We start from the raw sequence: 14,256 nt of genomic DNA, 5'->3' as shown, positions 1-14,256 counted from the left end.
CACTTAATGCACGCGTCCGCCCAAAAGACGTGTCACAAGTGGCCACTCGGCGGCACGTTAAGTAGGTAATCTGCGGTTGATCAGCAGCGCCGCCAAGGCGGCCAGCGCCAGGATCAACGAGCCGAGCCGCAGCCAGCCCACGCTGGCGTCGCCGCGGATCGTCTCGTAGCCGATCTGCTGCTGCAACGTCGCGTAGACCTCTTTGAGCTGCTGCAGATTCGACGCGCTGTAGTTGTTGCCTCCGGAGAGTTCGGCGACCTTTTTCATCGTGGTGTCGTCGACGGGAACCGGCTGGCGCTGGCCGTTGATGTCGACGAACCCGTAAGGGGTGCCGAAAGAAATCGTGGAGATCGGCACGCCCTGGTCCTTGGCGGTGCGCGCCGCGGTGAACGCGCCCTTGGGGTTGTCGGGGTTGGTCGGCACCGTTTCCTTGCCGTCGGAGAACAACACGATGCGGCCCGGCGGCGGGGTATCTCCGCCGCCGATGACCGCGCCGACGGTGGCGATGGCCTGCAGCGCGGTGAAGATGCCTTCGCCGGTGGCCGTGCGGTCAGCGAACTGCAACTTGTCCAGCGCGGCTTTGGTCGCCTCCCGGTTGGTGGTCGGCTGCACCAGGACCGTCGCAGTCCCGGCATAGGCGATCAGCCCGAGGTTGATGCCGGGGGTCAGCTCGCCGGCGAACTCTTTGGCGGCCACCTGGGCGGCGACCATGCGGTTGGGGTCGACGTCGGTGGCGCGCATCGACTGCGACACGTCGATCACCAGCATCACCACCGCGCGGTTCCGCGGAATGCGCACATCGTGGGTGGGGCCGGCCATCGCGATGGTCAACAGCACCAACGAGATCGTCAACAGGATCGCCGCCAGATGCCGCCAACGGGTGGGCTGTTTGGGCGCCACGCTTTCCAGCAGCTCCATGTTGGCAAAGCGCAGCATCCGCCGCTGCCGGGCCACCTGGGCGATGATGTAGAGCGCGACGATGCCGAGAACCACCAGCAGGAACAGAAACCACCACGCGTGGGCGAACCCGGTCAGGGTCATCGGCCCGAGCAACGGCAAACTCATTGGCGCCCCGCCAGAGCGCCCCGCCGACGAGACTCGACGAAGCGGACGATGTCGGCAATCCAGTCGCGGTCGGTGCGCAACGACATCAGCGGCGCGCCGCAGCTGCGGAAGGTGCGCTTCACCTCGGCGCGATGGGCCGCCGCCGCCTTGGCGAAGTCGTCGCGCAGCTGCGCGTCGACGGTGAACTCGCGGGTGACGCCGGATTCGGCGTCTTGCAGGACGACGTCACCGACGTCGGGCAGTTCCACGTCGCGCGGGTCGAGCACCTCGATGCCGAGCACCTCATGGCGGGCCGCGATCGCGCGCAGCGGGCGCATCCAATTGATCGGGCCGAGGAAGTCGCTGATGATCACGGCCATTCCGCGGCGGCGCTCGGGCCGACGCAGCGCGTCAATGGCCGCCGCCAGATCACCGCGCACTCCGACCGGCGCCTTGGGCGTGGTGGCGATGGTGCGCAGCAGCGTCTGTTCATGCTGGCGCCCGGAGCGGGCGGGCACCCGGATAGTCTGCGCGCCGTTGGCGACCAGCGCGCCGAGCCGGTTGCCGCCGCCGCTGTTGAGGAAGGTGATGGCAGCCGCGGCCGCCACCGCCAGGTCACGTTTCTCGCAGACGGCGGTGCCGAAGTCCAGGCTGGCCGACATGTCGACCACCAACCAGGTCTCCAGTTCGCGGTCGGCGATCATCTGGCGGACATGGGGGTGAGTGGTACGCGCGGTGACCGCCCAGTCCATCCGCCGCACGTCGTCGCCGGGCTGATACTCCCGCGACTCCCCCGGCTCGGACCCCGGGCCGGGGATCAGGCCGAGGTGATCACCGTGCAAGACGCCGTCAAGCTTGCGTTTGACGGTCAGCTCGAGGGTGCGCAGCGCTGCCGACAGCTTCGGGTCGTCGATGTTGCCGCGTTGCATCGACGGCGGATGGACTACCGCCCGCGACTCGGAATCAGTCACCGACCGCTAGCCGCGGTCGCGGCGCCCTGCATCACTGGGGGCACCGAATGTCCTTGTTGTGGAACGGCGTTCACTTGCGGCATGGCGACGGTTTGCAGAACGCGGTTGATGACGATCTCCGGGGAGATTTCGTCGGCGAGCGCGTCGTAGGTGAGCACCAGCCGGTGGCGCAATACGTCGGGGATGACCTCGACGACGTCCTGCGGGATCACGTAGTCACGGCCACGCACCAACGCCAGCGAACGCGCCGCGGCGATGATGCCCAGCGACGCACGCGGTGACGCGCCGAACGAGATCCAGCTCTTGACGTCGTTCATCCCGAGCTGCTCCGGGTGGCGGGTGGCGGTGACGACGCGCACCACGTAGTCGACCAAGGCATGGTGCACGAAGTTGTTGGATGCGATCTCCTGCAGCCGGAGCAGGTCGCCGGTGTCGAGGATCTGCTTGGGCTCCGGGGGCTTGACCCCCATTCGGTAGATGATCTCGCGCTCCTCCTCCGGTGAGGGGTAGCCGACGTTGATCTTGAAAAGGAAGCGGTCGCGCTGAGCCTCGGGCAGCGGGTAGACACCTTCGTGCTCGATCGGGTTCTGGGTGGCCATCACCAAAAACGGGTTGGGCAGCGGGAAGGTCTTGCCGCCGATGGAGACGTGGCGTTCCTGCATGACCTCCAGCAGCGCCGACTGCACCTTGGCCGGTGCCCGGTTGATCTCGTCGGCGAGCAGGAAGTTGACCACCACCGGGCCGAGCTCGGTGTCGAACTCCTCCTTGCCCTGCCGGTAGATGCGAGTACCGATGATGTCGGTGGGCACGAGGTCCGGCGTGAACTGGATACGGGCGAACGTCCCGCCGACCACCCGGGCGAAGGTCTCCACCGCCAGGGTCTTGGCCACACCCGGCACGCCTTCGAGCAGCACATGGCCTTTGGACAGCAGGCCTACCAGCATCCGCTCCACCAGCTGGTCCTGGCCCACGATGATCCGCTTGACCTCGAAAATCGCCCGTTCCAGGGTGTGTACCTCGGCAGCCAGCCCGTTGCCACCGCCGGGCGGCGCCGCGTGCGCCGGCGTCGTCGGCGGTCCGCCCGGACCCGAGTACCCGCTGGCGCCACCTGCTGATGTCATCGATACAACCCTTCCACAGCTCTATCCAGACACGACTGCTCGCACGACGAACGTCGCGGGGCAGCGGCGTGCCCGCGTTCAACTATTCCAGGCCGCCCGGATTCCGTCGACGCGGCCGTTGCACTCGCATGCCCGTCAGTACTCGATGATCCGGGTGAGGAACGGCGTCATGCCGGCTGTCCGCACCGGACTGACCGTGACTTTGCCGGCGATACTGGATGCTTCGAGCATCTGGCCCTGCCCCAGGTACATGGTGACGTGCTGACCGCCGCCAGGACCGTAGAAGATCAGGTCACCGCGTTTGGCCTGCGACGGTGGTATATGCCGGCCGGCGGTGTACTGATCACCGGAGAATCGCGGGATCAGCACGCCGACCCCGGCGAACGCATACCGCATCAGACCCGAGCAGTCGAAACCGACGGTGTCTGCGCCGGAGTCCACTCCTTTGCTGGGGCCGTTGGGGGTGCCGCCACCCCACGAATACGGCACCCCCATCTGCGACGACCCACGCTTGATCACGTACTCGACGGCCTGGCGGCCATACACCCGGGGAATCCGGGTCGGCGCAGTGCTCGCGGTGTTGTTTCCGCCCAGGTTGATTCCCAGCCCACCGAGGAACTGGCGCCCCAGATCGAGCGTGCTCTGGGTCGCCTGGGCGGTGGCGTTCAACGAGGCGTTGGCGATTGCGACCGGGTCCCCCGGCGCACCGGCACTGATCACCGCCGGCAACGTCGGGTCCCAGCCACCCTCCTCGGCGCCGGCGGGACTGGCCAGAGCGAACAGCAGCCCGATCACCGCCAACATCGCCCAGGTCAGCTTGATTGCACGAGATGCCTTGTGCAGCACTACTATTCTCACTGTCAGTACTCGATGTAGCGGACCACGTAGGGCGTCATCCCACTGGTGCGCACCGGGGACACCTTCACCGTCTGCCCGACGTCGGGAGCCTCGAGCATCTGACCCTGACCGAGGTAGATCGTGACGTGCTGGCTGCCGCCGGGGCCGTAGAAGATCACGTCGCCGCGGCGCATCTGCGCGGACGGGATTTTGCGGCCCAGGTTGTACTGCGAACCCGAATAATGCGGCAGCTTGATGCCCACCCCGGCGAACGAATACAGCACCAGACCCGAGCAGTCGAAGCCGACGGTGCCCGAGCCCGAGCCGATGCCGTTGCTCGGGCCGGCGGCATTGCCACCGCCCCACGAATACGGCACGCCGATCTGCGACATGCCGCGCCGGATCACGTATTCCGACGCCTGCCGTCCATAGACCCGCGGGATCCGACCGTTGGTGATGCCCGGGTCAGGGGCGTCGGGCTTGATGAGGCCCACCGATTGCAGAAACTTGCGCCCCATATTGGCGGTGACCTGCGACGAGGTCGCCGAAATCCCCAGGACGGTGTTGATGACGGCAATCGGGTCGCCGGGAACGTTAGCGCTGGGCACCATCGGAAGCGTCGGGTCCCACACCCCGTCCCACTGACCGGGGTTGCGGGCCGGCGCTGCCGCCGCACCTTGCGCGCCAGGATCCCAGCGATCACCGGTGGGCGACGCCGCCCGCGGGCCGGCACCTGGTCCGCCCCCCGGTGCCGACCAATTGCGGGCGGCGTCGAGTCTGGCCCGGGCTGCGTCGCGTTCGGCGCCCAGACGATGTACTTCCTGCTGTTGCTCGGCGAACTTGCGGTGGGCGTTGGTGAGCGCTGCCACCGCAGCATCCTGGCTGGATTGGGCGTCGGCAGCGGCCTTGTCGGCCTTCTGCTTGGCTAACCGCGCCGCGGACTCCTTGTTCACCTGCTCGGTGCGGGCCCGTTGCAGGTTGTCCATCACGCGCTGCGAACTGACGGCCAGCGCCCGCCCGGCGGTGGCGGTGGCGATCATGTCGTCGGGACCGGCAGCGGTCAGGTAGCTGTCCGACGGACCATTGATATAGGTGGCTGCCGCGAAGCTGTCGAACCGGCGCTGGGCCGCGTTGATGGCGGCGGTGGCGTCCTTGACTCCCTGCTGGCTGACCTCGACGTCATGCTGGGCCGCGGCGGCGTTGTCGCGCGCGGTTTCCACGTCGACCAGGGCTTTGTTGACGCTTTCCTGTTCGGTCCGAATGGCTGCGCTCAGATCCTGCAAGCGTTGGTCGGCGTTGGCGACGTCAGCGATCAGTGCCGCCAACGTGTCCGGGGCGGCACCGGGATCCGCTGCCGCGAGCCCCGGTGTGCCCAGTAGCACGACCACGCTGAGCCCCGCCGGGGCAAGCGGGCGGGCCAGCTTGGCGGCCAATCGAAGGCTCGGGGCCAGTCGAGAAAGCGAGCCGCGGCGGATGCGCCTCATTAGTCTCCCTATGGCTCAACGCGGACGGACGGCGTCGGCCCCAGTTTTCACTGGAAGCACGAAAAGAACACAAACATCACTTGCACCGTAAGTCACAGGTGGCCCATTGGAAACTTTAGTCACAAATTACAAGTCTGTAATTGAAATGATTGTGACCCAACGGTGACCTGGCCAATTTGCCCCGGCCAGCAGGCTTGAGACCGCGACTATGCGACACGCGTCGCATACAGGGAGCTAGACGCTTTGCTCCGGCCGGCTATCCGCCGCTTCGACCTCGTGTTCGGACGTTGCTGAACGCCTGGCTCGCAACTGCAGAATCCGGGTCCCGATAACGGCGGCCAGGACACCGATCAGCAGCACTATTGTCAATGCCGCCCAGGGGAACTGCGGCGTATTCAGCTGGTGCAAGAAATTCTGCGCGGAGACCACCGGGTTGCCGGTCTTGGCGTTGTCTTCGCCGATCTCCAGCGTCGACCGCGGAAAGTGAGTGCTGTAGGAACCGACGAACGATGGGCTGAGCACCAGCACGGTGGCGTCCGGGTGGTCGGAACCGACCACGGTGGCAACATCGCGCAACGGTGGATCGTTCGGCGGGTTGTGGTCGAGCACGACGATCTTGAGGTCGATGCCGTCGGCACGGGCCTGGTCGACCACCTGAAGCAGAGCCGGCTTGACCGCTGCCGGAGCGCTGACGGACTCGGCGTCGATCTGCCCTCGGACCAGCGCCATGCACTGATCAGGCGGTGTCGCCGGATCGGCGCCGACGGTGCCACAGATCTCGCCCGGAATGTATACGGGCGCATGCGGGGTGGTCACGGATCAAGACCGTACCGCCCGGCGGCGAGGCAGGTGGCAAGACGCCCTGAGGTGGCAGAACCTCCCGCTTGTCGGGGAAGCTGCGCAGTCGGATCCCGCTGGCCGACGATGTGATGACAGCAGCCGCGGACTGGACAACACTGTGGAGTACGGGCAGCCGCCCAGAATGCAGGACAAGCGTACTGTTAAGGTAGTTTCACCCCGCCGGCACGGCCCGTCGACGGGCACAACTAGCGGCGACCGCAGCCTCGGATGCAGCCGGGCGCTGGGGGCACCTCCCGCTTGCGGGGGCCGGGTCGCCACCGAACTCAATAACGGGAGTTGATGTGAGCAGCAAGGATTCGGTGAATTCGTTCGACGCCTCCAACACCTTGAAGGTCGGCGAGAAGAGTTATCAGATCTATCGCCTCGCCGCGGTGCCGGGCACCGAGAAACTCCCCTACAGCCTGAAGGTCCTGGCCGAAAACCTGCTGCGCAACGAGGATGGCAGCAACATCACCAAGGATCACATTCAGGCCATCGCCAACTGGGACCCCGAGGCCGAGCCCAGCATCGAAATCCAGTACACGCCAGCGCGAGTGGTGATGCAGGACTTCACCGGCGTGCCCTGCATCGTCGACTTGGCCACCATGCGTGAGGCCGTCGGCGACCTGGGCGGCAACCCTGACAAGGTCAACCCGTTGGCACCGGCCGACCTGGTGATCGACCACTCGGTGATCGCCGACCTATTCGGTCGCGCAGATGCGTTCGAGCGCAACGTCGAGATCGAGTACGAACGCAATGGGGAGCGCTACCAGTTCCTGCGTTGGGGACAGGGCGCCTTCCAGGACTTCAAGGTGGTGCCCCCCGGAACCGGCATCGTGCACCAGGTCAACATCGAATACCTGGCCAGCGTGGTGATGGAGCGCGACGGGGTGGCCTACCCGGACACCTGTGTGGGAACCGACTCGCACACCACGATGGTCAACGGCCTGGGCGTGCTGGGCTGGGGCGTGGGCGGCATCGAGGCCGAGGCCGCGATGCTCGGACAACCGGTGTCCATGCTGATTCCGCGGGTGGTCGGCTTCAAGCTGACCGGTGAGATCCAGCCGGGCGTGACCGCCACCGACGTCGTGCTCACCGTCACCGAGATGCTGCGCGAGCACGGAGTGGTCGGCAAGTTCGTCGAGTTCTACGGCGAGGGCGTGGCCGAAGTGCCGTTGGCCAACCGGGCCACGCTGGGCAACATGAGTCCCGAATTCGGCTCTACCGCAGCGATTTTCCCGATCGACCAGGAGACTATCGACTACCTGCGGTTCACCGGGCGCACCGACGAGCAGTTGGCGCTCGTCGAGGCATACGCCAAAGAACAGGGCATGTGGCACGACCCGGCCCACGAGCCGGCCTTCTCCGAATACATCGAACTCAACCTGTCCGATGTGGTGCCGTCAATCGCCGGGCCGAAGCGTCCGCAGGATCGGATCGCACTGTCCGACGCGAAAGCCACCTTCCGCGAGCAGATTCCGAACTACGTCGGCGACGATCCCGACAAGCAGGAGTACACGAAGCTCGACGAGGCCGTCGACGAAACGTTCCCGGCCAGCGATGCGGTGCGCAACATATCGTTCGCCGAGAACGGCGACACCCCCGCGAGCAAGTCAGCCGCTGTTCATGCCGAAGGCCGTGTCAGCAACCCCATTTCGGTGCAGTCCAAGGAACTGGGAGACTTCGTGATCGACCACGGCGCGGTGGTGATCGCAGCGGTCACGTCGTGCACCAACACCTCCAACCCCGAAGTGATGCTGGGCGCGGCGCTGTTGGCACGCAACGCCGTCGAGAAAGGCTTGGCCTCCAAGCCGTGGGTGAAGACCACCATGGCGCCCGGCTCGCAGGTTGTTCACGACTACTACGAAAAAGCCGGTCTATGGCCGTATCTGGAGAAACTGGGCTTCTACCTGGTCGGCTACGGCTGCACGACGTGCATCGGCAACTCCGGCCCACTGCCCGAGGAAATCTCGAAAGCGATCAACAACAACGACCTGTCGGTCGCGGCGGTGCTGTCGGGCAACCGCAACTTCGAGGGTCGCATCAACCCGGACGTCAAGATGAACTACCTGGCTTCTCCCCCGCTGGTGGTCGCCTACGCGCTGGCCGGCTCGATGGACTTCGATTTCGAATCGCAGCCGCTCGGTACCGATAAAGAGGGCAACGACGTTTTCCTGCGCGACATCTGGCCGTCGCAGAAAGATGTCTCCGACACCATCGCCTCGGCGATCAACCAGGAGATGTTCACCAAGAACTACGCCGACGTGTTCAAAGGCGACGAGCGGTGGCGCAACCTGCCCACGCCCAGCGGCAATACCTTTGAGTGGGACACCGATTCGACTTACGTGCGTAAGCCGCCGTACTTCGAGGGGATGTCGGCCGACCCGGAACCGGTCAGCGACATCAGCGGCGCCCGGGTGCTGGCGCTGCTGGGCGATTCGGTGACCACCGACCACATCTCGCCGGCGGGCAGCATCAAGCCGGGGACTCCGGCGGCCCAGTACCTCGACGAGCATGGGGTCGAGCGCAAGGACTACAACTCCTTCGGGTCGCGGCGCGGCAACCACGAGGTGATGATCCGCGGCACCTTCGCCAACATCCGGTTGCGCAACCTGCTGCTCGACGACGTGGCCGGCGGGTACACCCGCGACTTCACCCAGGACGGCGGGCCGCAGGCGTTTATCTACGACGCGGCGCAAAACTATGCGGCACAAAACGTTCCGCTGGTGGTGCTGGGCGGCAAGGAGTACGGGTCCGGGTCGTCGCGGGACTGGGCGGCCAAGGGCACGCTGTTGCTGGGTGTGCGGGCGGTGATCGCCGAGTCGTTCGAGCGTATCCACCGCTCCAACCTGATCGGCATGGGCGTGATCCCGCTGCAGTTCCCGGAGGGCCGCAGCGCCGAGTCGCTGGGGCTCGACGGCACCGAGGTGTTCGACATCACCGGTATCGAGGAACTCAACGACGGCAAGACGCCGAAGACGGTGCATGTCAAGGCCAGCAAGGAGGGCGGTAAGCCGGTTGAATTCGATGCGGTGGTGCGCATCGACACCCCCGGTGAGGCCGACTACTACCGCAACGGCGGCATCCTGCAGTACGTGCTGCGCAACATGCTCAGGTCGAACTAGCCGGCGTCGCCTGTGCCCAAGGTCAGCCAGGACCATCTGGCGGCCCGACGTCGTCAAATCCTCGACGGCGCTCGCCGCTGCTTTGCCGAGTACGGCTACGAGAACGCGACGGTGCGTCGGCTCGAGCGGGCCATCGGGTTGTCGCGGGGTGCGATCTTTCACCACTTCCGCGACAAGGACACGCTGTTCTTCGAGCTGGCACGCGAAGATGCCGAGCGGATGGCGGCCGTGGCATCCCGCGAGGGGCTGATCCAGGTGATGCGTGACTTGCTCGCTGCGCCCGACCAGTTCGATTGGCTTGCCACGCGATTGGAGATCGCCCGCAAGCTGCGCAACGACCCCGCGTTCAGCCGGGGGTGGGCGGAGCGTTCCGCCGAGCTCGCCGCGGCGACCACAGCTCGGTTGCGGCGGCAGAAGCAGGCGGGCCGGCTACGCGACGACGTGCCCAGCGACGTGTTGCAGTGCTACCTGGACCTGGTGCTGGACGGGTTGGTGGCCCGGCTCGCATCCGGTGAAGATGTGCAACGCCTTGCCGCCGTGCTGGATTTGGTCGAAAGCTCGGTGCGGCAGAGCTAGTTCGTTGTCCCTGCGCGAGAGTGCGAGCAACCCAGGTTCAAATACGGAGTGTCGGCGGGGACACGCACGCTCGCGCCAGAAAAGTCAGGCTGTGCGGGTGCGGTGGTTGGGCCCGCCGCGGCTGCGCATCGGCGTGCCCGACTCGCGCAGCATGCTGTGAATTGATCCATACGATCGGCCGGTGGACGCCACCAGCTTGCGAATGCTGGCCCCACCCTCATACGCGCTGCGCAACTCGACCAGCAGTTGGTCGCGTGTTTTCTTCGACTTCCTCATCGGCACCTCCCCGCTTCGCTGGAACCCCACGCGCATCAGCGTAGGAAGCGGCCGTCGTCGCCGGACCGATTTCGCGAAATCGCCGTCAGGCCAACTCGATGAGATCCCGATACTCGTCGGACCAATGGTCTTCGGTGCCATCGGGCAGCAGCACGACGCGTTGCGGATCCAGCGCCTCGGCCGCTCCGGGATCGTGCGTCACCAGTACCACCGCGCCGGTGTAACTGCGCAGCGCATCGAGCACCTGTTCGCGCGAAGCTGGATCGAGATTGTTGGTGGGCTCGTCGAGCAGCAACACATTTGCGGTGGACGCCACTAGCCCGGCCAGCGCCAGCCGAGTCTTCTCTCCACCGGAAAGCGTGCCGGCCAACTGGTCGAGCTGCGGCCCGCTGAACATGAACGCACCCAGCAGACCACGCAAATCCTGCTCACCGGAGTCGGGCGCCGCGTGCCGGATGTTCTGCCATACCGTCGCAGTGTCGTCGAGGGTGTCGTGTTCCTGCGCGAAATACCCGATTTTCAAACCATGTCCAGGCGCCAGCGCTCCGGCGTCGGCTTGCTCGACACCGGCCAGCAGCCGCAACAGCGTCGTCTTGCCGGCGCCGTTGAGCCCGAGCACCACCACCCGTGACCCACGGTCGATGGCCAGATCGACGCCGGTGAACACTTCCAACGAGCCGTACGTCTTGGTCAGCCCGTTGGCAACCAGCGGCGTGCGACCGCACGCTGCCGGACTCGGGAATTTGATCCGGGCAACCTTGTCGGCTGCGCGCTCTTCGTCCAGCGCAGCCATCATCCGATCGGCACGCCGCAACATGTTTTGCGCTGCAACGGCTTTGGTTGCCTTGGCGCCCAGCTTGGCGGCCTGGGTGCGCAATGCGGTGGCTTTGCGTTCGGCGTTCACCCGTTCCCGGCGGCGGCGCTGCTCATCGGTGGCGCGGGCATCCAGATACTTCTGCCAGCCCATGTTGTACACGTCGACCTCGCCGCGCACGGCGTCGAGGAACCACACCCGATTGACGACATCGGCCAGCAGGTCGACGTTGTGGCTGATCACCACCAGCCCGCCAGTATGGGTGCGTAGGAAATCCCGCAGCCAGCCCAGTGAATCGGCGTCGAGGTGGTTGGTCGGCTCGTCGAGTAAAAGGGTGGTGGCCGAACCTGCGCCGGTATCGGATGCGGCGAACAGGATGCGCGCCAACTCCACCCGGCGCCGCTGTCCGCCCGACAAGGTGCGCAGCGGCTGAGTCAACACCCGTTCGGGCAGCCCGAGACTGGCGCAAATCCGGCCCGCTTCGCTTTCGGCACCGTAGCCGCCCAGCGCGGCGAATCGCTCCTCGAGTTGGCCGTAGCGGCGCACGGCGCGATCGCGAGCGTCGTCGTCGGCGACCTCGGCCATCAGCGCCTGTTGCTTTTCCAGATCGGTCAGCAGCGTGTCGAGGCCGCGGGCGGAGAGCACCCGGTCGCGGGCCAACACGTCGAGGTCGCCCTCTTTGGGATCCTGCGGCAGATAACCGATCTCGCCGGTGCGGGCCACCGTGCCGGCATACGGCTCGCCCTCGCCGGCGAGGATGCGCAGCGTGGTGGTCTTGCCGGCGCCGTTGCGTCCGACTAACCCGATGCGGTCACCGGGCTGCACCCGCAGTGCCGGTCCGTCAGCGGAGAGCAGTGTGCGCGCGCCAGCGCGGACCTCGAGGTCCGTTGCCGTGATCACGGTCACTCTCCTATTCGGATGGCGTTACTTGTCGTCGGTGAACACAGCCGGCCGCTTCTCTGCGCGCGCGGCGACCGCCTCTTCGAAATTGGCGGTGAGCAGACGAACAAAAAGCTGTCCCAGGCCTTCGGCCTGCATGTGCCCCTCCAGGTTAGCGGCGTCCAGTCCACTCCACAGTGTGCGCTTGGTCAACTCGATTCCCGGCCGGGAGAACGCGGCGATGCGCTCAGCCATCGCATAGCAGGTGTCCAGCAGCTGGTCGCCGGGGACCTGACGCGACACCAGCCCGATCCGTTCGGCTTCCTCAGCGTCGACGTCGCGGCCGGTGAGCATGAGCTCGAAGGCGCGCGATGACCCGATGGCCCGTGGCAGTAGATAGCTCAGGCCGAGCTCGCTGGCGGTCAGCCCGTTGTTGATGCCGGCGGCGCGGAAATACGCTTCGGTCGACGCAACCCGGATATCGGCGGCCAGCGCCAAACACAGCCCCCCGCCGATCGCAGCGCCGTTGACCGCGGCGATCACCGGTTGATGCAGGCGCCGCAGCCCGAGGATGACGTCGTCGAGCAGTTCCATCGAGCGCAGCGCATACGTCGGCCGGGTCAGCCCGTCGACGTGCGGCACGGCTCCCGCCGATTTGTGGTCGGCGCCAGAGGAAAAACCTCGACCGGCGCCGGTCAGCACGACCACCCGTACCGAGTTGTCGTAGGTAATCTCCTGCAGGGTCGCTTTGAGCGGGACCATGACGTCGAACGCCATGGAGTTCATCCGCTCCGGCCGGTTGAGGGTGATCTGCGCGACCGACGGCCGCGGATGCTCGACGAGTACGTAGTTCACGAAACTGCACGCTATCGCGTGCAGTGCTTGCGATCCTCGCTACGCCTGGTCGTCGGACTGCTGGGCCGCGATCGCGGCGTCGATGTCGAAGTCCTTGACCTTTTGCACCAGCTCCTCCAACGCCGGCGGCGGCAGCGCGCCGGCCTGGTTGAAGACCAGCTTGCCCTTCTTGAAGGCCATCAGCGTGGGGATGGAGCGGATCTCGGCGGCCGCAGCCAGCTGCTGCTCGGCTTCGGTGTCGACTTTGGCATGCACGACGTCGGGGTGTTTCTCCGACGATGCGGCAAAGGTCGGCGCGAACGCGCGACACGGCCCACACCAGGATGCCCAGAAGTCGACGAGCACGATGTCGTTGCCGTTGATGGTGTCGTTGAACTGTTCAGCGGTGAGGTCTAGGGTAGTCACCCCCTGCTCAACGTCACGAGCTGCGCCGATGTTCCCGGGGGTGCGACATCCGTCGCGCGTTGGGTGTGAGCTGAGGGCTTTCAGAGTGAAGCCTGGGCGACGAAGTGGCCGGATTTTCGCCCTGTGTTCACACTGAAAGCCGTGAGTTCACACTCGACGTGACGTCACGTCAGGTGGTCGTAGTCGCCGCGGACCCAGGCCGCGTGGCGCGCCGCCGATCGCTGGACGGCGGCCTGCCCGTCGGTGTCGATCGAATTGGTGAACAGGCCGTAGATGCGGTCGAACCGCAGTCCCGACAGCGTGTCGGCCATCCGCTGCACCACCGCCGCCGACAACGGCAGCCGATTCGGGTAGCTGCGCAAAAACCCGACCGTGCGCCGATCCGGGTTGGGAAACACGGTGTCGCCGACCAGCAGCACGCCGCGGCCGTCGGCGCCGTCGCTCCAGCAGGCCACCGCGCTGCCGGGGAAATGCCCGCCGACCCGGGCGACCGTCAGCGACGGCGCCAGCGTCAGGCGGTCCGACCACTGCTCGATCACCGGATCGGGGCGCATCACCCATTCGGCGTCGGCGGCGTTGACGTATACCGGGACGCCGCCGAGCCGATGACTCCACTCCACCTGCGCGCCGAACATGTGCGGGTGGCTGCTCGCGATCCCGATGACCGGACCGCGCTCGGCTACCGCGGCGACGGCAGCGTCGTCGACAAAACCGGAGGGATCCCACAACACGTTGCCGGCGTTGGTGCACACCAGCTTTCCCAGTTGCCCGATGCCCAACGGCGGTGAACTTCCAATGCCGAGAAGCCCGCTTTCGATTTCGGTGACCTGCGACCGCATTCCTTCTGCGGCCAACTCTTCGAGCGTCGCCCACTGTTGGCCGGCGCTGGGCACCCATTGCCGTTCGTCGGCGCAGATCTTGCACACCGCCGACGCGGTCGCATGCTCGACGCCACAGGTCCTGCACACCCAGAACATGGTTCCAACTCTAAGCGCGGCTGATGACTGTTCGATCCGCCGCCGCAGCGGG

Annotated in this window: 13 protein-coding genes; 2 read left to right on the top strand and 11 right to left on the bottom strand. The window is 66.2% G+C overall.

All coding sequences use genetic code 11. The annotated features are described in order from the left end of the window. Positions 1-57 precede the first annotated feature (57 nt). The 6 genes from A5707_RS10855 to A5707_RS10830 form a co-directional block, all read right to left on the bottom strand. Positions 58-1,065 (bottom strand): VWA domain-containing protein, encoded by a 1,008-nt coding sequence (locus A5707_RS10855; protein WP_065014490.1) that lies wholly within the window; start codon positions 1,063-1,065, stop codon positions 58-60. Further along, positions 1,062-1,973, bottom strand: coding sequence for a DUF58 domain-containing protein (locus tag A5707_RS10850; protein ID WP_419866416.1), 912 nt, complete (start codon positions 1,971-1,973; stop codon positions 1,062-1,064). Before A5707_RS10850 ends, A5707_RS10855 begins: the two co-directional genes overlap by 4 nt. A gap of 38 nt (positions 1,974-2,011) precedes the next feature. Then, entirely contained in the window at positions 2,012-3,136 is a 1,125-nt protein-coding gene (locus A5707_RS10845; protein ID WP_065014488.1) for an AAA family ATPase, read from the bottom strand. A gap of 135 nt (positions 3,137-3,271) precedes the next feature. Continuing rightward, entirely contained in the window at positions 3,272-3,982 is a 711-nt protein-coding gene (ripB, locus tag A5707_RS10840) for an NlpC/P60 family peptidoglycan endopeptidase RipB (RefSeq protein WP_419866415.1), read from the bottom strand. 14 nt (positions 3,983-3,996) lie between these two features. Beyond that, entirely contained in the window at positions 3,997-5,457 is a 1,461-nt protein-coding gene (gene ripA / locus A5707_RS10835; RefSeq protein ID WP_065014487.1) for an NlpC/P60 family peptidoglycan endopeptidase RipA, read from the bottom strand. Positions 5,458-5,691: 234 nt separating this feature from the next. Then, entirely contained in the window at positions 5,692-6,273 is a 582-nt protein-coding gene (locus tag A5707_RS10830) for a DUF6676 family protein (protein WP_156657776.1), read from the bottom strand. Positions 6,274-6,599: 326 nt separating this feature from the next. Here A5707_RS10830 and A5707_RS10825 point away from each other — a divergent pair, with 326 nt between their 5' ends. Further along, positions 6,600-9,422, top strand: coding sequence for an aconitate hydratase (locus A5707_RS10825; protein WP_156657774.1), 2,823 nt, complete (start codon positions 6,600-6,602; stop codon positions 9,420-9,422). A 12-nt stretch (positions 9,423-9,434) separates the two neighbouring features. Continuing rightward, entirely contained in the window at positions 9,435-9,998 is a 564-nt protein-coding gene (locus A5707_RS10820) for a TetR/AcrR family transcriptional regulator (RefSeq protein ID WP_065014486.1), read from the top strand. Between the two features lie 84 nt (positions 9,999-10,082). Here A5707_RS10820 and A5707_RS10815 read toward each other — a convergent pair whose 3' ends face one another. The 5 genes from A5707_RS10815 to A5707_RS10795 all read right to left on the bottom strand — a co-directional run bounded on the left by A5707_RS10815 (position 10,083) and on the right by A5707_RS10795 (position 14,204). Continuing rightward, the gene (locus tag A5707_RS10815; protein WP_065014495.1) at positions 10,083-10,274 is read right to left on the bottom strand and encodes a helix-turn-helix domain-containing protein; all 192 of its coding nucleotides are present in this window, start codon (positions 10,272-10,274) and stop codon (positions 10,083-10,085) included. Positions 10,275-10,359: 85 nt separating this feature from the next. After that, positions 10,360-11,988, bottom strand: a complete 1,629-nt coding sequence (locus A5707_RS10810; RefSeq protein ID WP_065014494.1) for an ABC-F family ATP-binding cassette domain-containing protein — start codon at positions 11,986-11,988, stop codon at positions 10,360-10,362. A 24-nt stretch (positions 11,989-12,012) separates the two neighbouring features. Next, on the bottom strand, positions 12,013-12,846 hold the full coding sequence (locus A5707_RS10805; RefSeq protein WP_419866414.1) for an enoyl-CoA hydratase: 834 nt from the start codon (positions 12,844-12,846) through the stop codon (positions 12,013-12,015). Positions 12,847-12,861: 15 nt separating this feature from the next. Then, positions 12,862-13,227, bottom strand: coding sequence for a thioredoxin (gene trxA / locus A5707_RS10800; RefSeq protein WP_065014484.1), 366 nt, complete (start codon positions 13,225-13,227; stop codon positions 12,862-12,864). A 164-nt stretch (positions 13,228-13,391) separates the two neighbouring features. After that, positions 13,392-14,204, bottom strand: coding sequence for an MBL fold metallo-hydrolase (locus tag A5707_RS10795; RefSeq protein WP_065014483.1), 813 nt, complete (start codon positions 14,202-14,204; stop codon positions 13,392-13,394). Positions 14,205-14,256: the final 52 nt, after the last annotated feature.

Source organism: Mycobacterium kyorinense, from assembly GCF_001672775.1.
GTDB classification, from domain to species: Bacteria; Actinomycetota; Actinomycetes; order Mycobacteriales; family Mycobacteriaceae; genus Mycobacterium; species Mycobacterium kyorinense_A.
Note: the sequence above shows the minus strand (reverse complement) of the source record. Positions and strands in the feature narration are given on the sequence as shown.